The organism is Pseudomonas parakoreensis (genome assembly GCF_021602155.1).
Lineage (GTDB): Bacteria > Pseudomonadota > Gammaproteobacteria > Pseudomonadales > Pseudomonadaceae > Aquipseudomonas > Aquipseudomonas parakoreensis.
In genome coordinates, this window is sequence record NZ_BQHY01000011.1 from 206075 (window position 1) to 229194 (window position 23120).

At 62.1% G+C, this 23120-nt stretch carries 15 protein-coding genes; 8 read left to right on the forward strand and 7 right to left on the reverse strand.

The window, feature by feature from the left end; translation table 11 throughout:
• Positions 1 to 103: 103 nt before the first annotated feature.
• From L6D63_RS19010 to L6D63_RS19035, 6 genes are all read right to left on the reverse strand, one after another.
• Positions 104 to 538 (reverse strand): chemotaxis protein CheY, encoded by a 435-nt coding sequence (locus L6D63_RS19010; protein ID WP_131670073.1) that lies wholly within the window; start codon positions 536 to 538, stop codon positions 104 to 106.
• Positions 539 to 624: 86 nt separating this feature from the next.
• The gene (locus L6D63_RS19015) at positions 625 to 1206 is read right to left on the reverse strand and encodes an EAL domain-containing protein (protein ID WP_348529927.1); all 582 of its coding nucleotides are present in this window, start codon (positions 1204 to 1206) and stop codon (positions 625 to 627) included.
• A gap of 70 nt (positions 1207 to 1276) precedes the next feature.
• Entirely contained in the window at positions 1277 to 1993 is a 717-nt protein-coding gene (locus L6D63_RS19020) for an MgtC/SapB family protein (RefSeq protein WP_007968289.1), read from the reverse strand.
• A gap of 166 nt (positions 1994 to 2159) precedes the next feature.
• Positions 2160 to 4859: a magnesium-translocating P-type ATPase gene (gene mgtA / locus L6D63_RS19025; RefSeq protein ID WP_095667039.1), complete on the reverse strand. Its 2700-nt coding sequence runs from the start codon at positions 4857 to 4859 to the stop codon at positions 2160 to 2162.
• Positions 4860 to 5445: 586 nt separating this feature from the next.
• Positions 5446 to 6780 (reverse strand): lysine N(6)-hydroxylase/L-ornithine N(5)-oxygenase family protein, encoded by a 1335-nt coding sequence (locus tag L6D63_RS19030; RefSeq protein ID WP_095667040.1) that lies wholly within the window; start codon positions 6778 to 6780, stop codon positions 5446 to 5448.
• Positions 6781 to 6915: 135 nt separating this feature from the next.
• Positions 6916 to 7398 carry a sigma-70 family RNA polymerase sigma factor gene (locus L6D63_RS19035; RefSeq protein WP_047295188.1) on the reverse strand — a complete coding sequence of 161 codons (483 nt, stop codon included), beginning with the start codon at positions 7396 to 7398 and terminating at the stop codon, positions 6916 to 6918.
• A 322-nt stretch (positions 7399 to 7720) separates the two neighbouring features.
• Here L6D63_RS19035 and L6D63_RS19040 point away from each other — a divergent pair, with 322 nt between their 5' ends.
• The 3 genes from L6D63_RS19040 to L6D63_RS19050 are packed head-to-tail and all read left to right on the forward strand — an operon-like array spanning position 7721 to position 12266.
• Complete coding sequence (locus tag L6D63_RS19040; protein WP_095667041.1) at positions 7721 to 8893, forward strand: efflux RND transporter periplasmic adaptor subunit; 1173 nt, start codon at positions 7721 to 7723, stop codon at positions 8891 to 8893.
• Positions 8894 to 10867 carry a MacB family efflux pump subunit gene (locus tag L6D63_RS19045; protein ID WP_131670072.1) on the forward strand — a complete coding sequence of 658 codons (1974 nt, stop codon included), beginning with the start codon at positions 8894 to 8896 and terminating at the stop codon, positions 10865 to 10867.
• Positions 10868 to 10874: 7 nt separating this feature from the next.
• On the forward strand, positions 10875 to 12266 hold the full coding sequence (locus tag L6D63_RS19050; protein ID WP_131670071.1) for an efflux transporter outer membrane subunit: 1392 nt from the start codon (positions 10875 to 10877) through the stop codon (positions 12264 to 12266).
• 328 nt (positions 12267 to 12594) lie between these two features.
• Here the strand turns inward: L6D63_RS19050 and pvdP are convergent, their stop codons facing one another.
• Positions 12595 to 14214 carry a pyoverdine maturation tyrosinase PvdP gene (gene pvdP / locus L6D63_RS19055; RefSeq protein ID WP_131670070.1) on the reverse strand — a complete coding sequence of 540 codons (1620 nt, stop codon included), beginning with the start codon at positions 14212 to 14214 and terminating at the stop codon, positions 12595 to 12597.
• Positions 14215 to 14466: 252 nt separating this feature from the next.
• On the opposite strand from pvdP, the gene pvdM reads away from it, so the two are divergent.
• The 5 genes from pvdM to L6D63_RS19080 all read left to right on the forward strand — a co-directional run bounded on the left by pvdM (position 14467) and on the right by L6D63_RS19080 (position 22438).
• On the forward strand, positions 14467 to 15837 hold the full coding sequence (gene pvdM / locus L6D63_RS19060) for a pyoverdine-tailoring dipeptidase-like protein PvdM (RefSeq protein ID WP_047295198.1): 1371 nt from the start codon (positions 14467 to 14469) through the stop codon (positions 15835 to 15837).
• A complete protein-coding gene (gene pvdN, locus L6D63_RS19065; protein ID WP_121184583.1) occupies positions 15834 to 17114 on the forward strand; it encodes a pyoverdine-tailoring periplasmic protein PvdN in 1281 nt (426 codons plus the stop codon). Before pvdM ends, pvdN begins: the two co-directional genes overlap by 4 nt.
• Before the next feature lie 38 nt (positions 17115 to 17152).
• Positions 17153 to 18061: a dihydropyoverdine dehydrogenase gene (pvdO, locus tag L6D63_RS19070; protein WP_121184581.1), complete on the forward strand. Its 909-nt coding sequence runs from the start codon at positions 17153 to 17155 to the stop codon at positions 18059 to 18061.
• A gap of 147 nt (positions 18062 to 18208) precedes the next feature.
• Complete coding sequence (locus L6D63_RS19075) at positions 18209 to 19858, forward strand: cyclic peptide export ABC transporter (RefSeq protein WP_131670069.1); 1650 nt, start codon at positions 18209 to 18211, stop codon at positions 19856 to 19858.
• Between the two features lie 117 nt (positions 19859 to 19975).
• A complete protein-coding gene (locus L6D63_RS19080) occupies positions 19976 to 22438 on the forward strand; it encodes a TonB-dependent siderophore receptor (RefSeq protein ID WP_095667048.1) in 2463 nt (820 codons plus the stop codon).
• Positions 22439 to 23120: the final 682 nt, after the last annotated feature.

The window sequence follows — 23120 nt, forward strand, 5'->3', positions numbered from 1 at the left end:
CGTCGGATGCTGCGGACGCCGTTGCTGTGCAAAGACTGTTACACGGGAACCACGCGGGATCTACCTGTCAGATCTGACAGTTGCAGCAAACGCCAAACCGTGCTCAAGCCCGGCGCTGCAGGGCCGATGCCGGGTTCCAGGCATTCGCTGCGCACACCGGCGAACCATCGGCCCGACCCATCAGGTGCTTGATCGCCGCCAGGTCGGGCAGTGCGACATGGCTGATCTGCATGTTCTCCTGAGCAAAACCTGCCGGCGTCTGCACCGGGGCCGAAGGTTCGTTGTAGATCAGCACATGACGGACATGCGGGTTGTTCAGGAAAAAGCCCGACAGATCCAGCGACCCGGCCGCCAGTTCGGCATTGATGACTACGGCATCGAAGGGGTCGCAGCCGTACTCCACCAGCGTCAGCAACTCCAGCAGACTCTGCACCGGAGCGACGCGGAAGTATTCGAGATGGTTGAACAGCCGCTCGATTTTCATTCGGTGAAAATGCTGCGGATCGGCAATCAGGATGCGCAGGGTTTTATTGATCATGCTCGATGTCCCGAAGCTCGGAGGTGGCGCGCCAAGACTACGCATCTCGCCGGAACAGCTCTGTAGGACCTTTCCTAAAAATCCGCTCATTCGTCTGTTCCTTTGCCGTGGTTGCGCCGTTGCAGCCAGTTCAACAGATCGACCCCGGCCATCGGCCGTGCGTACCAGTAGCCCTGCCCTTGCGTGCAGCCCGGCGCCAGCAGTTCGCGACGTTGCGCGGCGGTTTCGATGCCTTCGATGACCACGCTCATGCCCAGGGCTTCGCCCAACGCCAGGGTGCTGCTGATGGCCGCGCGACAACGGGGTTCATGCGCAAGGTTGTGAATGAAATCGGCGTCGAGCTTGATCTCGTTGAAGGGCAACTGACACAGGCGCTGCAACGAAGAGAATCCGGCGCCGAAGTCATCGATCGACAAGCGACAGCCCATCATCCGCAACCGCACCAGCGTCTCCAGGCTGGTGGCCGGTGCTTCGGGCAGGCCGCTTTCGGTCAGCTCGAAGGTCAGGCCCGAACCGCTGCTTGCCTGTTCGGCCAGCAGGCTGTTCAACGTCGACGTCAGTTGCGCATTGGCCAGTTGCACGGTTTGCAGGTTGAACGCCACGTTCAGGACACAACCGTGCGCCCGGGCGCTGCGCTGCATCTGCAAGTCGCACAGGGCGGTGTCCACCGAATTCATGACAGCGGCGGCGATTGTAATCGCCGAGAGCCACGCCGAATGGCAGCCCGATATGGTTGCCTTATTCGGTGGTACTCGGACTCCAGAACGCCTGCACCACCAGCGCTGAAGTCGAGATTCGCGCCACCAGTGCGTCCAGCTCGTCACCGTCCACCGAGGTGGTCGCCAGCGTCGCTTCGATCTCGATTTCGTCGGCACCGAAGGCATGTACATCGACGTCGCTGGCCGGGTAATTGCTGCGTTCCAGCTCGGCTTCGAGCAGGGCGAACACGGCTTTCTGCTGCGAGCGCCGGGCGATCACGTAAACGATGTTGGTGACTTCGGCCGAGACCACGTCCAGTGGCTGGCGGTTGATGTTGTTGACGATCGGCCGCAGCAAGGTGTTGGCGGCGAGGATGAACAGCGTGCCGAGCACCGCTTCGGCCAACAGATCAGCCCCGGCGCAAGCGCCGACGGCGGCGGAAGTCCACAAGGTTGCGGCGGTGTTGAGGCCACGGACGTTACCTTCCTCGCGCATGATCACGCCTGCGCCGAGAAAGCCGATGCCGGAAACCACGTACGCGACCACCCGCACCGCGCCTTCTGCGCCGCCGAGACGGTTGGCCATGTCGACGAAAATCGCCGCACCGACCGCCACCAGCACGTTGGTGCGCAGGCCGGCGGTGCGTTGCCGGTACTGGCGCTCGAAACCGATCAGGCCACCGAGGATGAACGCCGCGCTGAGGCTGACGAGGGTGTCGAGCAGCGAGGTGAGGTTGAGGTTGTTGATGGCTTGCATGATGAAGCTCCTTGAATAGTCCACAGTCCCTTTGTCGGGCTGGCTGCCAATTCACTTGAAATACCCGTTCCCTGTAGGAGCTGCCGCAGGCTGCGATCTGTTGATTTTGTTTTTAAAAGACAAGATCAACAGATCGCAGCCTGCGGCAGCTCCTACAGGGGCAGCATTACTGCCAGCCGAACCGGCGGATGTAGAAGCCTTTTACCGCCTGGGTCAACGCCATGTACGCCAGCAGGATCATCGGCAGGAACACGAAGTACAGCGACGGCAGTGCCTGCAGTTTGAAGTAGTGCGCCAGAGGCCCCATCGGCAGGAAGATCCCGACCGCCATGATGATCCCGGTCATCACCAGCAGCGGCATGGCTGCACGGCTTTGCAGGAACGGAATCTTCGGCGTGCGGATCATGTGCACGATCAGCGTCTGGGTCAGCAGCCCCACCACGAACCAGCCGGACTGGAACAGCGTCTGGTGATCCGGGGTGTTGGCATCGAACACGTACCACATCAAGGCGAACGTGGTGATGTCAAAGATCGAACTGATCGGCCCGAAGAACAGCATGAAGCGCCCGACATCCGCCGGCTGCCAGCGCTGTGGCTTTTTCAGCATCTCGTCATCGACGTTGTCGAACGGAATGGCGATCTGCGAAATGTCGTAGAGCAGGTTCTGTACCAGCAGGTGCATCGGCAACATCGGCAGGAACGGAATGAACGCACTCGCCACCAGCACCGAGAACACGTTGCCGAAGTTGGAGCTGGCCGTCATCTTGATGTACTTGAGCATGTTGGCGAAGGTGCGGCGCCCTTCGAGCACGCCCTCCTCCAACACCATCAGGCTCTTTTCCAGGAGGATGATGTCGGCGGCTTCCTTGGCGATGTCCACCGCGCTGTCCACCGAGATTCCGATGTCGGCGGTACGCAGCGCCGGCGCATCGTTGATGCCGTCGCCCATGAAACCGACCACATGGCCGTTGCCTTTGAGGATGCGCACGATGCGCTCCTTGTGCGACGGCGTGAGCTTGGCGAAGACGTTGGTTTTCTCTACCGCCACGGCCAGTTCGGCATCGCTCATGCACTCGATGTCGTTGCCCATCAGCAAGCCCTGTTGCGCGAGGCCGACTTCGCGGCAAATCTTCGCGGTCACCAGTTCGTTGTCACCGGTCAGCACTTTGACCGCGACGCCGTGCTCGGCCAGCGCCTTGAGCGCCGGCGCAGTGCTTTCCTTGGGTGGATCGAGGAACGCCACGTAACCGATCAGCGTCAGTTCCTGCTCATCCGCCAGGCTGTAAGTGTCGCGACCTTCCGGCATCGAACGGGCAGCCACCGCCACCACGCGCAAGCCTTCAGCGTTGAATGCTGCGGTGACCTGACGAATCCGGGTCAGCAATTCATCGCTCAAGGCTTCTTCGATTTCGCCGTGCTGCACACGGGTGCACACCGCCAACACTTCTTCCACTGCGCCTTTGCAGATCAGCAGATGCGGTTCACCACGCCCTTCGACCACCACCGACATGCGCCGGCGATTGAAGTCGAACGGGATCTCATCAACCTTGCGAAACGCCGTGCCAACCTTCAGTTCGCGATGGATTTCCACGTGTTCCAGCACCGCCACGTCGAGCAGGTTTTTCAGCCCGGTCTGGTAGTAGCTGTTGAGGTAGGCCTTTTCCAGCACATCGTCGGAGTCTTCACCCCAGACGTCGACATTGCGCGCGAGGAAGATCTTGTCCTGGGTCAGGGTGCCGGTCTTGTCGGTGCACAGCACATCCATGGCGCCGAAGTTCTGGATCGCGTCCAGACGTTTGACGATGACCTTTTTGCGCGACAGGAACACCGCACCTTTGGCCAGCGTCGAGGTGACGATCATCGGCAGCATTTCCGGGGTCAGGCCCACGGCAATCGACAGCGCGAACAGCAGCGCTTCGGTCCAGTCGCCCTTGGTGAAACCGTTGATGAACAGCACCAGTGGCGCCATGACGAACATGAAGCGGATCAGCAGCCAGCTGACTTTGTTCACGCCCAGCTGGAACGAGGTCACCGCGCGGTCAGTTGCGCCCACACGCTGTGCCAACGCGCCGAAATAGGTGCTGTTGCCCGTGGTGAGAATCACCGCCACCGCCGTGCCGGACACCACGTTGGTGCCCATGAACAGAATGTTCTCCAGCTCCAGAGGATTGCGCGTGTCGCGGTCGGCCTGACGGGCAAACTTTTCCACCGGCATCGATTCGCCGGTCATCGCCGCCTGGCTGACGAACAGATCCTTGGCGCTGAGCACCCGACAGTCAGCGGGAATCATGTCGCCGGCGGACAGCACAATCAGGTCGCCCGGCACCAGCTGCTTGATCGGCAGTTCGATGCGCGGCTCGTCGCGGCGCATCACCGTGGCGGTGTTGCTGACCATCGCCTTGAGCGCGTCGGCGGCCTGGTTGGATTTGCTTTCCTGCCAGAAGCGCAGCAGCGTCGACAGCACCACCATGGAGAAAATCACCGTGGCGGCTTTCAGGTCTTCGGTCAGCCAGGAGATCACCGCCAACAGGGTCAGCAGCAGGTTGAACGGGTTTTTGTAGCAGTGCCACAGGTGAGTCCACCATGGCAGCGGCTGCTCGTGTTCGACTTCGTTGAGGCCGTACTGCGCGCGCAGTGCGTCGACTTCAAAATCGGTCAGGCCGTCGGTGTGAGTGCCCAGCGACGAGAGCAGTTCGCCGCTGTCGCGATGGGCCGCATCGACCAGGGTGTTGGCCAGCGTGGGCGGGACTTCACGGCTGACCGTGGTGTCGTTGATCGATTCCAGCAGCGCCAGACGGCGGAAGTGCCGGGCGATGTGGCGTGTGCGCAGGAAGCCTGCGAAAAATTCCTTGAGCGTAAGTTTCATGGCTGTTGCCCCTATGGTCAGCCGGGAAACCGTCGAGCAGGTACGACCATGCCTCGTTCACCGGAAATCCGGCACGGCAAGGCTTGGCGCGCCGGTCAGAAAAGACAGGCGTGTCGATAGGTTTGCGATCGCGACCACACGGTCAAAATCACATACTTTCAGTGTCGATGAGAAGGACGTCGGGACATGGTCTCAACTGACCATGATCGGGATGCCGCTGCTCGCTTTACGGCGAGACAACGGCAGAGAAAGGCTGCGCGTTATCTTGCCGAGAATCTGCCGGTTACCGAGACCGGCCGACAACTGTCACTCGAACAAGTACCCACTGTGGGTCTCCGCTATTGATGAAAACGCGCGAAGCTTACGCCTCGATGATTGGAGAGTAAACCCGCAAAAGGAAGTGTGTCGGGGAATGTGGCGGGTGTTCAGGAAGGGTTCAGGATTCAGATTTTTCGCTGGCCTCCAGGGCCCTATCGCGGGCAAGCCCGCTCCCACAAGAATCTCCAGTGAATACAAGTTTTGCATCCGACACAGATCCTGTGGGAGCTGGCTTGCCAGCGATTGCGGTGTATCAGGCAAAGCAGATTCAGCTGGCCGTCGCCAACAACAGATCCGCCATCGAACGATGCCCACGGTTCTTGCCATGCTCATACAGCGAACCGGCAATCTCGTCGGCACGCACCGGCAACACCGACAGCAAGGTGTCGCTCAGACCATGGCTGGCCTGGCAGAAGCCCTGCATGTAGATGCCGGCCTTGCAGCGTTCGTCGGTGATCAGTTTGTAGTTGCGATCGACCTCGAAGTCACCGAGGTATTGCTCCAGCGGTGCCAACAGTTTGCGGTGCATCTGCCGCTCGTAACCGGTGGCCAGGACCACGGCATCATAGATACGCACGCTGACTTCGCCGGTAGCGTTGTTGCGCACCGCCAGTTCGATGCCGCGTTCGGTGGCGCTGGCGCTCTCCACAGTGGTCAGGGTGCGGAACGCATGGCGGGCGATGCCCGAGACTTTCTGCCGATAGAAGATGCCGTAGATGCGTTCGATCAGGTCGATGTCCACCACCGAGTAGTTGGTGTTGTGGTACTCGTTGACCAGGCGCTCACGCTCGGCGCTGTTTTGCTGGAACACCAGATCGGTGAACTCCGGCGAGAACACTTCGTTGACGAACGGGCTGTCGTCCGCAGGCTTGAGCGCCGAGCCGCGCAGGATCATGTCCACTTGCACCGACGGAAACGAATCGTTCAGATCGATGAAGGCTTCCGCCGCGCTCTGCCCGCCGCCGATGATCGCAATGCTCATCGGTTGATTGTTGATGCAAGGCTGCTTGGCCATCTGCGACAGATACTGCGAGTGGTGGAATACGCGGCTGTCACCCTTCAGCGCCTTGAACGCCTCCGGAATACGCGGCGTGCCACCGGCACTGACCACCACCGAACGCGCGGTGCGCACGAACTGCTGGCCTTCGCTGTCGCGGGAGATCACGCGCAACGCTTCAACCTGATGGTTGTGCAGCACCGGTTCGATGGTCAGCACTTCTTCGCCATAGCGGCTCTGCTCGGTGAACTGCCCGGCGACCCAGCGCAGGTAATCGTTGTACTCCATGCGGCACGGATAGAAGGTGCCGAGGTTGATGAAGTCCACCAGGCGGCCGTGAGCCTTCAGGTAATTGACGAACGAGTACGGGCTGGTCGGGTTGCGCAGGGTCACCAGATCCTTGAGGAAGGAAATCTGCAATTCGCTTTGGGTCGACAGGGTGTTGCCGTGCCAGCTGTAGTCGGCCTGCTTGTCGAGGAACAGCACATCCAGCTCGCCGTGGGTCGGGCCGCGCTCTTGCAGAGCGATGGCCAGCGCCAGGTTCGAAGGGCCGAAACCGACGCCGATCAGGTCGTGAACGATGGGCGATGCAATTGCCTGAGTCATTTCCAGTGTCCTCTGGATGAACCCCCTCAACAAGGGGAAAGGAGAGCCTAAGTGACCCGACTGGCCTTGAGCAGGACAGCAGGTCGTCTGTTGAGTAGGAACGAGGACAGGGAAATAAAATTTAGCGACGGCGGCTCAATGGGCATCCCATTGCTTGATGCGCAGGCGGCAATGCTTCATCGCATTGACGATGTGTTTTTCCACCAGTGCCTTGGAAATCCCCAGCTGTTCGGCGATCTGCGGGTGCGACAGGCCTTCGATCTTGCGCAGCAGAAAACTGTCGCGGCACAGCGGCGGCAATTCTGCCAGGGCGCGCTGGAGCATCTCCAGACGCTGGCCGTGATCGAGGGTGCCGTGGGGCGACGGGGTGAAATAACGCTCTTCGCTGTCGAGCACTTCCAGCGGCTCGACCTGACGCAAGGCGTTGCGCCGATGATCGTCGATCACCAGATTCAGCGCAGTGCGATAGAGAAACGCCCGGGGCTGCTCGATGGGCGTGTCGCTGGAGCGTTCCAGTACGCGCACATAAGCGTCATGCACCACATCTTCGGCGACCTGACGGTTGCCGAGCTTGGCGTTCAGGAAACACACCAGCTCGCGATAGTAGTTTTCCAACATGACTCCCGGCCGCTTCGATGCGGATTCGATCCTTGAGCACACTGATCGACGGCCCCGCAAACACGGGTAGCAAGATAGTGGCAACTTGAGGTGCGTAATTTATAGTAATTCTCATATAGATTTAAAGTGGCGTTTGTCGTTGCCCGCCAAATAGTGCCGTTCTATACCTGTAACATCCTGTGTCTTCGCTTAAATTCCCCTGCGCATTCATCGTTTACAGGACAGCTCCCCGTGTCTGTCGTGCCCTGCGACAGCGTTCAGCGGCTGCGCGCTGTGGCGTGCAGCCGAACGACGGGCCGAATTCCACTGGCCGGAACCCTGCATGAAACGTCCCCGCCCCGCCCGACGCGCCCTGCTCGCAGCCCTGTGTCTGATTCCCGTTGTTGCCTACGCCGCGTGGCAAATCATGCCGCCGGGCCGCGAGCGCTTCGCCACCGTTCAAGTCAGCCGTGGCGACATTGAAAGCAGCGTCACCGCACTGGGCACCCTGCAACCGCGCCGCTATGTCGATGTTGGCGCGCAGGCCTCCGGGCAGATCCAGAAAATCCATGTCGAAGTCGGTGACGTGGTCAAGGAAGGTCAACTGTTGGTGGAGATCGATCCGTCCACGCAGAAGGCCAAACTCGACGCCGGGCGCTTCTCCATCGAAAACCTCAAGGCGCAATTGCAGGAGCAGCGCGCCCAGCATGAGCTGGCGCAGCAGAAGTATCAGCGGCAGCAGCATCTCGCCGCCGGCGGCGCCACCCGTGAAGAAGACGTGCAGACCGCCCGCGCCGAACTGAAAGCCACTCAGGCCCGCGTCGACATGTTCCAGGCACAGATCCGCCAGGCTGAAGCCAGCCTGCGCAGCGATCAGGCTGAACTCGGCTACACGCGGATCTACGCGCCGATGGCCGGCACCGTGGTCGCCCTCGACGCCCGCGAAGGCCAGACCCTCAACGCGCAACAGCAGACGCCGCTGATCCTGCGCATCGCCAAACTGTCACCGATGACCGTGTGGGCCGAGGTTTCCGAGGCCGACATTGGTCACGTCAAACCGGGCATGACCGCCTATTTCACCACCCTCAGCGGCGGTCAGCGGCGCTGGAGCAGCACCGTACGGCAGATTCTGCCGGTGCCGCCCAAGCCGCTGGATCAGACCAGCCAGGGCGGTGGCAGCCCGGCCAGCAGCAGTAAAAGCGGCAGCGCCCGCGTTGTGCTGTACACGGTTTTGCTTGACGTTGATAACGCCGACAACGCCTTGATGGCCGAGATGACCACCCAAGTGTTTTTCGTCGCCAATCAGGCCAAAGGCGTGCTTACCGCACCGGTCGCCGCGTTGCAGGGCAGCACTAGCGCCAACCTGCAGACCGCACAGGTGGTCGCGGCCAACGGCGACATCCAGCAACGCGAGGTGCGCACCGGCATCAGCGACCGGCTCAAGGTGCAGATTGTCGACGGCCTCAACGAAGGCGATCACTTGTTGATTGGCCCGGTCGACGGCAACGGAGGCTGAATGCAAACGCCTCTGATCGACCTGCAGGACATTCGCAAATCCTACGGTGGCGGTGACGCTCCGGAGGTTCACGTGCTGCGCGGCATCGACCTGTCGATCCACGCCGGTGAATTTGTGGCGATTGTCGGCGCTTCCGGCTCCGGCAAATCGACCTTGATGAATATCCTCGGCTGCCTCGACCGCCCGACCTCCGGCGAGTACCGCTTCGCCGGGGAAAACGTCGCCGGCCTCGACAGCGACGAGCTGGCCTGGCTGCGCCGCGAAGCCTTTGGATTTGTATTCCAGGGCTATCACCTGATTCCGTCCGGCTCGGCCCAGGAAAACGTCGAGATGCCGGCGATCTATGCCGGCACCCCGGCTGCCGAGCGTCACGCCCGCGCCGCCGCCCTGCTCGACCGCCTCGGCCTCGCCTCGCGCACCGGCAATCGTCCGCATCAGTTGTCCGGTGGCCAACAGCAACGGGTGTCGATTGCCCGGGCGTTGATGAACGGTGGCCACATCATCCTCGCCGACGAACCCACCGGCGCCCTCGACAGCCACAGCGGCAAAGAGGTGATGGCGCTGCTCGATGAACTGGCGAGCCAGGGCCACGTGGTGATCCTCATCACCCACGACCGCGAAGTCGCGGCCCGGGCCAAACGCATCATCGAAATCCGCGACGGCCTGATCATCAGCGACAGCGCCCGCGACAACCCAGAAGCTCAGACCAGCGCCAACCCCGGCGCCCTGCAAGCGGTGGATCTGCGCCAGCGTCTGGCCGACGGCGCCGAAGCCACCGGCGCCTGGAAAGGCGAACTGGTCGATGCCCTGCACGCCGCGTGGCGAGTGATGTGGATCAACCGCTTTCGCACAGCGCTGACCCTGCTCGGGATCATCATCGGCGTGGCGTCGGTGGTGGTCATGCTGGCGGTCGGCGAAGGCAGCAAACGCCAGGTGATGGCGCAGATGGGCGCGTTCGGTTCGAACATCATTTACCTGAGCGGCTCGGCGCCCAACCCGCGCACGCCGCCGGGGATCATCACCCTCGACGAGGTGCACGCCCTGGCCAGCCTGCCGCAAGTGCAGCGGATCATGCCGGTCAACGGTGCCGAGGCCGGCGTGCGTTATGGCAACGCCGACCACTTGAGTTACGTCGGCGGCAACGACACCCACTTCCCGGCGATCTTCAACTGGCCGGTGGTGCAAGGCAGTTACTTCACCGAGGCCGATGAGCAGAATGCTGCAGCCGTCGCGGTGATCGGCCACAAGGTCCGCAGCAAACTGCTCAAGGATGTGCCGAACCCGATCGGCCAATTCATCCTGATCGAGAATGTGCCGTTCCAGGTGGTCGGCGTGCTCGCGGAAAAAGGCGCCAGTTCCGGCGACTCCGACAGCGACAATCGCATCGCCATTCCCTATTCGGCGGCCAGCGTCCGGCTGTTCGGCACACGCAATCCGGAATACGTGGCCATCGCCGCCGCCGACGCGCGCAAGGTCAAGGACACCGAGCACGCCATCGAGCAACTGATGCTGCGCCTGCACAACGGCAAGAAGGACTTCGAACTGACCAATAACGCCGCGATGATTCAGGCCGAGGCGCGCACCCAGAACACCCTGTCGCTGATGCTCGGCTCGATTGCCGCGATCTCGCTGCTGGTCGGCGGGATCGGGGTGATGAACATCATGCTGATGACCGTGCGTGAGCGGACTCGCGAGATCGGCATTCGCATGGCCACCGGCGCACGTCAGCGCGACATCCTCCGGCAGTTCCTCACCGAAGCGGTGATGCTCTCGGTGGTCGGCGGCCTTGCCGGAATCGCCCTGGCGCTGCTCGTCGGCGGCGTGCTGATCCTCAGCGAAGTGGCCGTGGCTTTTTCGTTGATGGCGGTGCTCGGCGCCTTCGGTTGCGCCCTGGTCACCGGTGTTGTCTTCGGCTTCATGCCTGCCCGCAAAGCTGCCCGGCTCGACCCGGTCACGGCCCTTACCAGTGAATGATCGATCTATGAAACCGCGTCTCAGCCTGTTGACCGTGTGCCTGTTGCTCAGCGCCTGCGGCAGTCCCGTCCAGCGTCCCGACAGCGGCGTGCAGCCGCCCGCTGCCTGGCAATCGGCGCCGGCGGCCAGCCTTGCGCGCAACAACCCGCAATGGTGGACGCAATTTGGCAGCCCGGAACTGGATCGCCTGATCGAACAGGCGCGCGTCGGCAGTTTCGACCTCGCGGCCGCCGTTGCTCGCGTGCGTCAGGCGCAGGCGGGTACCGTCATCGCTGGCGGCTCACAGCTGCCGGAGGTCAAGGCCGGCCTGAATGCCAATCGGCAGAAACTGCTGCGCGGCAATGGCTACAGCCAACTCGATGCCAACAGCAGCAACAAGGCGGTGGACTATTTCGATACCAACCTCAGTGCCACCTACGAAATCGATTTCTGGGGCGGCAAACGCGCGTCGCGCGACAGTGCCCAGTTCGCCCTGCAGGCCAGCGAATTCGACCGGGCGACGGTCGAGCTGACAGTGCTCAGCAGCGTTGCCAGCACGTATGCGCAAACCTTGTCGCTGCGTGAGCAGAGTCGCATCGCCGAACTCAATCTGGCCAACGCACAAAGCGTGCTGAAACTGGTGCAGACGCGGTTTGATTCAGGCTCCGCCACCGCACTGGAACTGGCCCAGCAGAAAAGCCTGGTCGCCGCCCAACAATGGCAATTGCCGCGCGTGCAACAGCAAGCCCAGGACGCGTTGATCAGCCTCGCCGCCCTGCTTGGCCGACCGGTGCAGCAACTGTCGGCGACAGAGTCCTTCGATCACCTGCAATGGCCAGATATCGCCGCCGGCGTCCCCAGCGAGTTGCTCACCCAGCGTCCGGACATCGCACGCGCCGAAGCACAACTGGCCGCCGCCGAAGCTGACGTCAAAGTCGCTCGCGCGGCCATGTTGCCGGCACTGACCCTGACCGCCCAACTCGGCTCAGGCGCCAATCAGTTCGACGATTTGATTCGCAGCCCTTTCTACAACCTGACCGCCGGACTGGTCGCACCGATTTTCAATAACGGTCGCCTCGGCGCTGAGCGCGACAAGGCCACGGCGCGCCAGCAAGAGCTGCTGGAAACCTACCGTGGGGCGATCATCAACGGGTTCGCCGATGTGGAAAAAGCGCTCAATAGCATTCGTCGCCTGGATGAGCAGCGGCTGTGGCAGAACGAAGAACTGAATCAGGCGCAGACCGCGTTCGACATCGCCCAGAGCCGCTACCGGGCCGGCGCCGAAGACTTGCTGACCGTGTTGGAAACCCAGCGCACGCTGTACGCGGCCCAGGATCAGCATGCACAACTACGGCTGTCACGAGTGCAGGCGAGCATTGCGCTGTACAAGGCACTTGGCGGCGGGTGGCAGACGCTGTAATCGAATCAACACAACAACCCTGTGGGAGCTGGCTTGCCAGCGATGAGGCCAGCACTCCCGACATCAACGTTGCCTGACCCGATGCTATCGCTGGCAAGCCAGCTCCCACATTGATTGACGGTGTTGCCACTCTCTCGGGCTGACACATAACCCTGTGGGAGCTGGCTTGCCAGCGATGAGGCCAGCACTGCCAACATCAACGTTGCCTGACCCGATGCTATCGCTGGCAAGCCAGCTCCCACATCGATTGGCGGTGTTGCCGCTCTCTCGGGCTGACACCTGAACCTGTGGGAGCGAGCCTGCTCGCGCATGATCGATGACGCAGCCCTCAAGCCGGGCTGGTTTTAGCCTTCAGATTGCGCGCATACCATGGCCGTTGCGGCACGCGACGGAACAGGCCGGCGAGTTTTTCCTCGTCGGTGATGAAGGTGATGCGCAGCGCCAGCTTCATGGTTTCCGGATCCATCTCCACCGACTTGCCCACCTGCAATCCCGGCGTGGTACTGCAACCATGGGTGATCGGCCCGAGCCACGGGTCATCGACTTCCACCCAGCGCCCCGGGGCAAACCATGGCACGCCATTGACCTGCAGCCGCGTGACTTCGCCCGGGTGAAAACGCTCGTGGGCGCGGAACCAGTCCTCGATGCGATCATCGATCCAGCCATGGAAATGCCAGAACGTCGGGTTGACGTGGGAAGAAAACGGATCGCCAAGGAAGTCGTTTTCGGCGTTGTACCAGCGGGCCGCGAAGTCCGCCGGATCGCGGGCAAATGGCACCGGCTGACCGTTGGACGGATCGCGCGGCACGGAGGCCCAGCGCATGTGCAGCCAGTCGTGCAGGCCCAGTTCGACTTCGGAGCCAAACTGGCCGAGGGTGAGCCGGGCCAGATACGCCGGATCGCGGTACTGCGACTCCCAGACCTGGAAGTTGCTTTCGTAGGTTTCGGCGGTCTTGATGTCGCTGACCCATTGGCTGAATTCGTCATCGCCCGCCGCCGTCCAGGTGGGTGGCAAGGCTGAGCCGTCGTGGTTGTCGAAATAGCGGGCGAAGCCGACGCGGTCGCGGATCAGCTCCGGCTGCGGCAGCGGGAAGAATTCCCACGACGGCAGATCCTGCATCGACCGCGCCGTCCCGAGCATGTGCCGGTGCATGAAGAAAAAGTCCACGCCCGAACCATTGCGATCCTTGCGCGGGCCACGGGCATCGCGCTCCTTGTCGCGCGGGCCGGGCTGCCAGCCGATACCGCGCAAGGCTTCGCGTTTGTCCTCGGGCAGCTTGTGCCACTTGTCCCGGGTCGCATGCCACAACTGGTGAAACAGGCGATGCTCGGGCGAGATCAACCACGCCAGCAACGTCGGGTTGAGCGGCGTGCGCTCGCGCGCTTCGGGAAACAGCCGCTTGACGGCGACAAAGCGGTTGTCCTGCGCCGGCAAGGCCAGCGACCGGTCCAGGCGCAAGGCCTTGCCGCTGAGGGTGCCACTGCCGGCATTGCCGAAGTCGGCCCAGACCTCATCGAGGATCATCTCCAGCTCATAGCTGATCTGGCCATCGGCACCGATCAGGCGCCAACTCAACTTCGCCGCATCGGCTTTCGCGAGGTCGCCAAGAATCCGGTAACGCGGGGTTTCAGCGGAACGCAGGCGCTCGGGCGTGTCGAGAAAACCGCACACCCCGCGCCCCTTCTGGCCGATGTCGAGAAACACTTGCAGACCCTTGGGTGGCAAGCCTTCGAGACCGGCATCGGCACCTTCGAAACGGATATCCCACACCCCGCGCAACGCATTTGCCAAGCGCTGCCCGGCCCTGTCCGCGACGTCGAAAGACGCTTCGCCCGGGGTGATCGTCGGGTCCGGCTTCGTCCATTCACGATGCCCGAAATACGCCGCAGGCACGGCAGCGCCGGTCAGCGCCAGGCCCGCCATGAACCATCGTCGAGAAATCTTCATTGCCCTACCTGTGTCAGCCATGAAGCAGGCTTTATCCAAGCTAGAACGTTTGTTGCGCGGGTAAATTTATGTGGGTTTGAAAAGATCGCAGCCTTCGGCAGCTCCTACAGTGATCGCGTTCCAATGTAGGAGCTGCCGCAGGCTGCGATCTTTTAACCTGGCAACCTAAATTCCACGGCCAACCACTCGTTCTTCCCAGATAGCGAAGGCCCCCGCGCCTGCACCTCGATGGCGAACCTGACTGAGATGGCAATGACAAAACCACGTTCGAAAAAGGCTCTATTCATCGGCCTGCCGTTGGCCCTGGCGATCAGCGCCGGTGCAGGCTTTGCCGTGTGGCACCACTGGTTCAAGGACGACCTCGGCTACCCGGCCAAAGTCATGAAGCAGGCCGATGAGCTGCACGAACGCATGCTGTCTTTCGACAGCCATGTCAGCCTGACGCAAAATTTCGGCACCGACGGCCACGAGGCCGACAAGGACGGCGACGGCCAGTTCGACCTGGCCAAGGCCAGCCGTGGACGCCTGTCCGGCGCCGCGCTGACCATCTTCGGCTGGCCGGAAATGTGGAACGGCCCGAACGCCCCGCACAAGCCGACCCCCGGCTTCGTCGACGAGGCACGCAACCAGCAGGAAATCCGCTTCAAGATCATCTCCGGCATGGTTCGCGATTACCCCAATCAGGTCGCCATCGCCTACACCCCCGACGACTTCCGGCGCTTGCACGGCGAAGGCAAATTCGCGATTTTCATCAGCATGCTCAACGCCTATCCGCTGGGCCACGACCTCAACCTGCTGGACCTGTGGACGGCGCGCGGCATGCGCATGTTCGGCTTCAGCTACATCGGCAACAACGACTGGGCGGATTCGTCGCGACCGCTGCCATTTCTCAATGATTCGCCGGACGCCCTCGACGGTCTCTCGGATCTGGGCAAGCAAGCGGTCAAGCGCCTCAACGATCTGGGCGTGATCATCGACGTCTCGCAAATGTCGACCAAGGCCCTCGAACAAGTTGCGCAACTGAGCCGCACGCCGCTGGTGGCCTCGCATTCGGCGCCGCGCGCGATGGTCGACATTCCGCGCAACCTCAGCGACAAGGAAATGCAGCTGATCAAAAACAGCGGCGGCGTGGTGCAGATCGTTGCGTTTTCGCAGTACCTGCGTCCGCTCACCCAGCAAACCCAGGACAAGCTCAACGCGATGCGCAAGGACTTCGACCTGCCGCCGCTGCCGAACCTGGCGATGGCGTTGATGCCGGGCGACCCGATCATTGCCGCGTGGTCGGAGCAGAAGTTCGGCCAGTACGCCAGTCGCCTGTACGCGATCCTCGAAGAGGAACCGAAAGCCAGCCTCAAGGATCTGGGCGATGCCATCGATTACGCGGTGCGCAAGATCGGCATCGACCATGTCGGCATCAGCTCCGACTTCAACGAAGGTGGCGGCGTCAAAGGCTTCGAGAACGTCGGCGAAATTCGCAACGTCACCGCCGAGCTGATCTCGCGCGGTTACTCCGAAGCGGACATCGCCAAGCTCTGGGGCGGCAACTTCCTGCGGGTCTGGGATCAGGTCGAGAAAGCCGCGAAACCGGCACTGGCCGCTGCGCCGGGAACTGCCAAGCCATGAGCAATCGTCGTGAGTTCTTGAAGCAGGCGGGGATTCTCGCGGCGGCGCTGCCACTGGGCGCGAGCCTGCCGAATGTCGCCGGTGCCGCGAGCGCTGCGCCCGTGACTGGCAACAAGTGGGCGCAGTTGCAGCAGCTGTTCGATCAGGATCCGGCGTATCTGCACTTCTCCAACTTTCTGATCACCTCACACCCGAAACCGGTGCGCGAGGCGATTGAGCGGCACCGCGCCGCCCTCGACAACAATCCCGGCCTGGCCATGGATTGGGACCACGGCGTGATCGAACAGCGCGAAGAGAACGTGCGGGTCTGGGCCGGTCGCTATCTGCAAGCCGACGCCAGACAGATCGCCCTGACCGGCAGCACCACCGAAGGTCTGGCGACGATCTACGGCGGCGTGCACGTGCGCCCCGATCAGGAAATCCTCACCACCGAACACGAGCACTACGCGACCCACACCATCCTCGCCCTGCGCACCGAACGCGACGGCACCCGGGTGCGCAAGATTCGCCTGTTCAAGGATCCGTACAACGCGAGCAAAGCAGAAATCCTTGCTGCCATCGACAGCGCCATCCGTCCCGAAACCCGGGTGTTGGGCATGTGCTGGGTGCATTCGGGCAGCGGCATGAAACTGCCCATCGGTGAAATCGGCGCCATCGTCGACCGGCACAACCGTGGGCGCAGCGACGCCGAGCGCATCGTTTACGTGGTCGACGGGGTGCATGGCTTCGGCGTAGACAACCTGAACTTCGCGCAAATGAACTGCGACTTCTTCATCGCCGGCACCCACAAGTGGATGTTCGGCCCACGCGGCACCGGCATCGTCTGCAGCCGCTTCGCCGAAGTCAGGTACGTGACCCCGATCATTCCGACGTTCTCCGAAGCCACGGCGTTTTCCACCACCATGACGCCTGGCGGCTATCACTCGTTCGAACACCGCTGGGCGCTGGACGAAGCGTTCAAATTGCATCTTGAGCTGGGCAAGGCCGAGGTCGAGGCGCGCATTCACGCGCTCAACAGCTACCTGAAACAACGCCTGCAGCAACGTCCGCAGATCGAACTGGTCACGCCGCTGAGCCCTGAGCTGTCCGCCGGTTTCACCTTCTTCCGGGTCAAGGGCAAGGACAGCGACAAGATCGCCGCGCACCTGATGGCCAAGCGGGTGGTGGCCGATGCCGTGCACCGCGACGTCGGCCCGGTGATCCGCACCGCGCCAGGTCTGCTCAACGACGAAGAGCAAATCGACCGTTTGCTGGCCGTGCTCGATCAGGCCCTTTGACCCGGACGCTCCCTTTTTCCCTTTTAGCGAGACTCGCAATGAACAGTGAACTGCGTCGATTTTCCTTGAAGGCGCTGCCGGCGCTGATGCTCACCGCCCTCGCCGCCAGCCTGCTGCCGGGTGCCGCGCAGGCCGCCACCCCGCCTGCGCCGGGCAAGGTGTTCAAGGACTGCAAGGACTGCCCGGAAATGGTCGTGCTGCCCACCGGCACGTTTACCATGGGCACCCCGGAGGATGAGGTTGGCCGCGAGCCGGATGAAGGGCCGATGCACCCGGTGACGTTTGCCAAACCGCTGGCGATCAGCCGTTTCCAGATTCTGCGCGGCGAGTGGGACGCCTACCTCAAGGACAGCGGCTACAAGATGCCCGACGGCGACACGCGCCCCGGTCGCGCGTGCAAGGCCGGGATCCCGGATTATCAGGGCAGCGACCCGCGCAAGCAGTACACCGACAATCACCCGGCGGTGTGCATGGATTTCCCGGAGGCCGAAGCTTACGTGGCCTGGCTGTCGAAGAAGACCGGCCAGCCCTATCGACTGGTCAGCGAATCGCTGCGTGAATACGCCGCCCGCGCCGGCAGCACGGGCCCGTTCCCCTTCCCGTTCGACGAAGGCAAGGAATACAGCATCGCCAAACACGCCAACACTTACGGCGCCGCCGATGGCTACAACTTCACCGCGCCGGCCGGCAGCTTTCCGGCCAACGCCTTCGGCGTCTACGACATGCACGGCAATATTTATGAGTGGACCGCCGATTGCTACAACGACAACTACGTCGGCGCGCCAAGCGATGGCAGTGCCTGGCTCAGCGGCAAGTGCGAAGTGCGGCGCATCCGGGGCAACGACTGGGGCGAGGCCCCGGTGTTTTCGCGCTCGGGCAACCGCAACGCCACCTACACCGACACCCGTGGCGACTGGATCGGCTTCCGGGTCGCCCGCGATCTGTAAGGCCATCGCCCGGCTAAATTAGCCATCCCGCCAGTCGTTCTACAGGTGGGCGCGATCCTCCATGGCGCGCCCGCCGCCCTCTACGTCATCCAGGCGAACCCCACGCGCAGTGCCGGTGTTCGCCGCTCCTTCAAGCAGGGAACCTCCATGAGCAAACCAACACGCGGGGTGATCAATGAATTGTTCGCCCTGCTCAAACCCTTTCGACTGATCGTCAGCGTGTCGATCCTGCTCGGCATGGTCGGTGGCCTGAGCGTCACCGCGTTGCTGGCGACCATCAACAATGTGCTGCACGCCGAGGGCGCACTGACCAGCACCATGGTCGCGGTGTTCGCCGGCCTGTGCCTGCTGGCGCTGACCAGCTCGATCTTTTCCGACATCGGCACCAATTTCGTCGGCCAGCACATCATCGCCACATTGCGCAAAGAGCTCGGCGAGAAAGTCCTCTCGGCGCCGATCGAGCAGATCGAGCGCTACCGCAGCCATCGGCTGATTCCGGTGCTGACCCACGATGTCGACACCATCAGCGACTTCGCTTTCGCCTTTGCGCCGCTGGCGATTTCCCTGACCGTGACCCTCGGTTGCATGGGCTACCTGGCGATGTTGTCGTGGCCGATGTTCCTGATGATGGCGGTGGCGATCCTGATCGGCACGGTCATTCAGTACATCGCGCGCGGGCGCGGCATGCAGGGTTTCCTCAAGGCCCGCGACTACGAAGACGAGCTGCAGAAGCACTACCACGCGGTCGCCGAGGGCGCCAAGGAACTGCGCATCCACCGCCCGCGCCGGCATCGCATGTTTGTCTCGGGCATCGAAGGCACGGCAGACAAGATCTGCGCGACGCAGGTGCGTTCGGTAAACATTTTCGTGGTCGCCAAGACTTTGGGTTCGATGCTGTTCTTCGTGGTGATCGGCCTGGCGCTGGGCCTGCAATCGCTGTGGCCGAGCGCTGACAAAGCGGTGATGAGCGGCTTCGTGCTGGTGCTGCTGTACATGAAAGGGCCGCTGGAACACATCATCGGCACCTTGCCGATCGTCAGTCGCGCGCAGATCGCGTTCCGCCGCATTGCCGATCTGTCCGAGCAGTTTTCCTCGCCCGAACCGCACCTGTTGCTCAGCGATCAGGGCCATCAAAAGACCCCGGTGCACAGTTTGGAACTGACTGATGTCTCTTACAGTTTCCCGACGGTAGAAGGCGCCAAGCCGTTCCGGCTGGGGCCGGTAAACCTGAAAATCGAACAGGGCGACATCATTTTCATCGTCGGCGAAAACGGCTGCGGCAAGACCACGCTGATCAAATTGCTGCTGGGTCTGTACGCGCCACAGCAAGGCGAAATCCGCCTCAACCAGCAGCTCGTCGACGCCAGCAACCGCGACGATTACCGCCAGTTGTTCACCACGATTTTCGCCGACTATTACCTGTTCGACGATGTAGTCCAGGGCGATACCCATATCCCGGAAGACGCCAACAGATACCTGGAGCGCCTGGAAATTGCACATAAGGTCAGTGTGCGTGACGGCTCGTTCACCACCACCGACTTGTCCACCGGCCAGCGCAAGCGTCTGGCCCTGATCAACGCCTGGCTGGAGGAACGTCCGGTGCTGGTGTTCGACGAGTGGGCCGCCGATCAGGACCCGACTTTCCGGCGGATTTTCTACACCGAGCTGCTGCCGGACCTGAAGCGTCTGGGCAAGACCATCATCGTCATTTCCCACGACGATCGTTACTTCGATGTCGCCGACCAACTGGTGCGCATGAGCGCCGGCAAAGTGGTCACTGAGCTGCAACCCGCCTGACTGTGAAAAATTTGTAAAAAAAATGGCAGTGAGCTTTCCGGTTTTCGGAAGGCTCAACGTCTTACTAACAGTTAATAGAAATAGTTCTCAGTCAACACTTTGAAGAGTAGAAGAACAATGCCCGCACCGCACGGACTCCACCCGCTCGCCAAGGCTCTGCTGATCCGCCGCTCCTTCCGTTGCACCTTGCCAGCGTTCTGCGCCATGGCCCTGACCGTACCGATGGCCGGCCAGGCCCAGGCCGCTGCCGTGGCGATCAATATTCCTGCACAGTCGCTGGGGAGCGCGCTGCAGGAATTCGGTCGCCAGACCAACCTCCAAGTGCTGTACAGCCCGGATGAGGTCAGCGGCCTGCGCAGCAGCACGGTCAGTGGCAACCTGGAACCGACCGCCGCCATCGCGCAACTGCTGCAAGGCACTAACATCGCCTACAGCGTCGAGGGCAACAACGTCGCCTTGCGTTCGCGCAGCAGCGGTGGCGCCAGCCTCGATCTGGCCCCGACCAGCATTTCCGCCACGGCAGAATCGGCCTGGGGCCCGGTAGACGGGATCGTCGCCAAACGCAGCGCCACCGGTTCGAAGACCGATTCGTCGCTCAAGGAAATCCCGCAGACCATCAACGTCGTCACTCAAGACGAAATCAAGATGCGCGGCTCGAAGACCGTCACCGAAGCTCTGCAATACACGCCGGGCATGACCGGCGGCGGTTTCTCGGACCGGGTGAAGATCTTCGACGAACCGACATCCCGTGGCTTCTCCCCTACTCCGCTGTACCTCGACGGCCTGCACATGCCTTACGGCGGCGGCAGCACCGGCGGTTCGCTGCAGATCGACCCGTACACCCTGGAGCGCGTCGAAGTGCTCAAGGGCCCGGCCTCGGTGCTGTACGGCCAGAACCAGCCTGGCGGTATCGTCAACATGGTCAGCAAGCGTCCGACCGCGACCCCGCTGCACGAAGTGAAGCTCGGTGGCGGCAGCTATGACCGCAAGTACGGTGCCTTCGACCTCGGCGGCCCGATCGACGATCAGGGCGAATTCCTCTATCGCCTGACCGGTGTGGTCAACGACAGCGGCTCGGCCATCGACTACGCCAGCCAGAACCGCATGCTGCTGGCGCCAAGCCTGACCTGGCTGCCTAACGATCAGACCACCATCACCGTGTTCGGTCAGTACCAGAAAGACCACGACGTACCGGAAGCCCAGGGCCTGCCGGCCAACGGCACCGTGCATCGCAGCCAGGCCGGGCGCATCAGCCGCAGCCTGTTCCTCGGTGAGCCGGACGTGAACAAGTACCACCGCGAGCAGTTCGTGGTCGGTTACGAGATTGCCCACGAACTCAACGACGTCTGGACCCTGAAGCAGAACGCGCGTTACGCCGACATCAACGACCAGTACGTGGCGCCGCTGCACGGTTATGCGTTCCCGACCAACCCGGTCACCGGCCTCAACGACGGCAGCTACCAGAGCCGTTATGCGGTGGACTGGTCGCAGCACAACAAGGTCTACGGCATCGATAACATCGCCCAGGCCAAGTTCAACACCGCCGATGTCGAGCACACCGTGCTGCTGGGCGTGGACTACTACCACTACAATTCGAAATTCCTCGGCCTGTACGACCGCACCGCTCCAGGACTGGACCTGTACAACCCGGTGTATGGCAGCCAGATCAATTTCCGCCAGCCGTACAAATGGGACAACACCATCACCCAGACCGGCCTGTACGCTCAGGATCAACTGCGCTGGAACCAGTGGTTCCTGACCCTCGGTGGTCGGTATGACTTCGCCGAAACCGACAACAAGCAACCGCTCAGCGGCGGCCACAGCAACCAGAAGGACGAGAAGTTCACCGGGCGTGCCGGCCTGGGCTACGAGTTCGACAACGGCATCACGCCGTACGTCAGCTACGCCGAATCGTTCCTGCCGCAAACCGGTACCGACATGAGCGGCAGCGCCTTCGAACCGACCACCGGTAAGCAGTACGAAGTCGGCGTCAAGTACGAGCCGAAGTCGATCGACGGCTTCATTCAGCTGTCGGCGTACCAGATCGACCAGGACAACATGCTCACCACCGACCTCAACAACCCTGGTTTCAGCACCCAGAGCGGCTCCGTGCGTTCGCGCGGTATCGAGCTGGAAGGCAAGGTCAACGTCACCCGCAACCTGCGCGTGCTGGCGGCGGTGTCGCGTAACCAGACCAAGTGGGAGAAAGACAACGACGGTCGCGAAGGTCGCACCCTGGCCATGCGTCCACCACTGACCGCCTCCGCGTGGGTCAACTACGACTTCGACATCTCCACCGCCCTCGCCGGTTTCGGCATGGGCCTGGGCGCCCGCTACGTGCGCAGCAGCTACGGTTCGGATTACGAGTCGGACTCGTTCCAGATTCCGTCCTACACCGTGTATGACGCCATGGTCTCCTACGACCTGGAAAAATCGCCGCTGCATGTCAAAGGCGTGAAGCTGCAAGCCAACCTGCAAAACCTCACCGACGAGAAATATGTGGCAGCGTGCAACGGTACCCTCGATTGCTACTACGGCGAAGGCCGGACCATGACTGCTGACGTGACCTACAACTGGTAATACGTTTAGCGCTCACTGAAACGCCGGCATTTGCTGGCGTTTTTTTTTGGGGGCTGATTGGGGCTTGGCGGCCTTTGGGCCGACCAGGCTCTTGGGGTTTTGGGGGCATATCCGTTGCTGCGGTTATGGCCGCTTAGGGTTCCGCCCTTACGGCGGGTCACTTTTTCCAAACGCCGAAAAAGTAACCAAAAAGGCTTCCCCCGGCGTACGGCACTTCGCTGAGGCTCAGTGTTCCCTCGCTACGGTGTCCATCCGGGGGCATCGCCTACGGTTTGCTTCGCTGCACCTCCTCTCGATGTATGCGGCTTCGCCGCATGGCGCTACGCGCCTACCCCCCGGATGGACACCTTCGCTCGGCCTGCCGAAGGGGCTGAAGATCAAAAGCCAGATCAAGAGCCAAAGCCAAAGCCAAAGCAGATCAAAAGATCGCAGCCTTCGGCAGCTCCTACAGGGGATTGGGTGTTTTCAGTTAGAGATTGGTCGGCTGTCAGGCCGCCATCGCTGGCAAGCCAGCTCCCACAGTGGGATCGGGTGTTTTCAGTCAGAAATTGGTCAGCTGTCAGGCCGCCATCGCTGGCAAGCCAGCTCCCACAAAAGTCACAGCAGACCGCACCCGCTTTTCACCACTCAACACGATGAGCGTTAGCTCGAGTACCGCTCTTGATCTGAGGGCCCGTCGGCA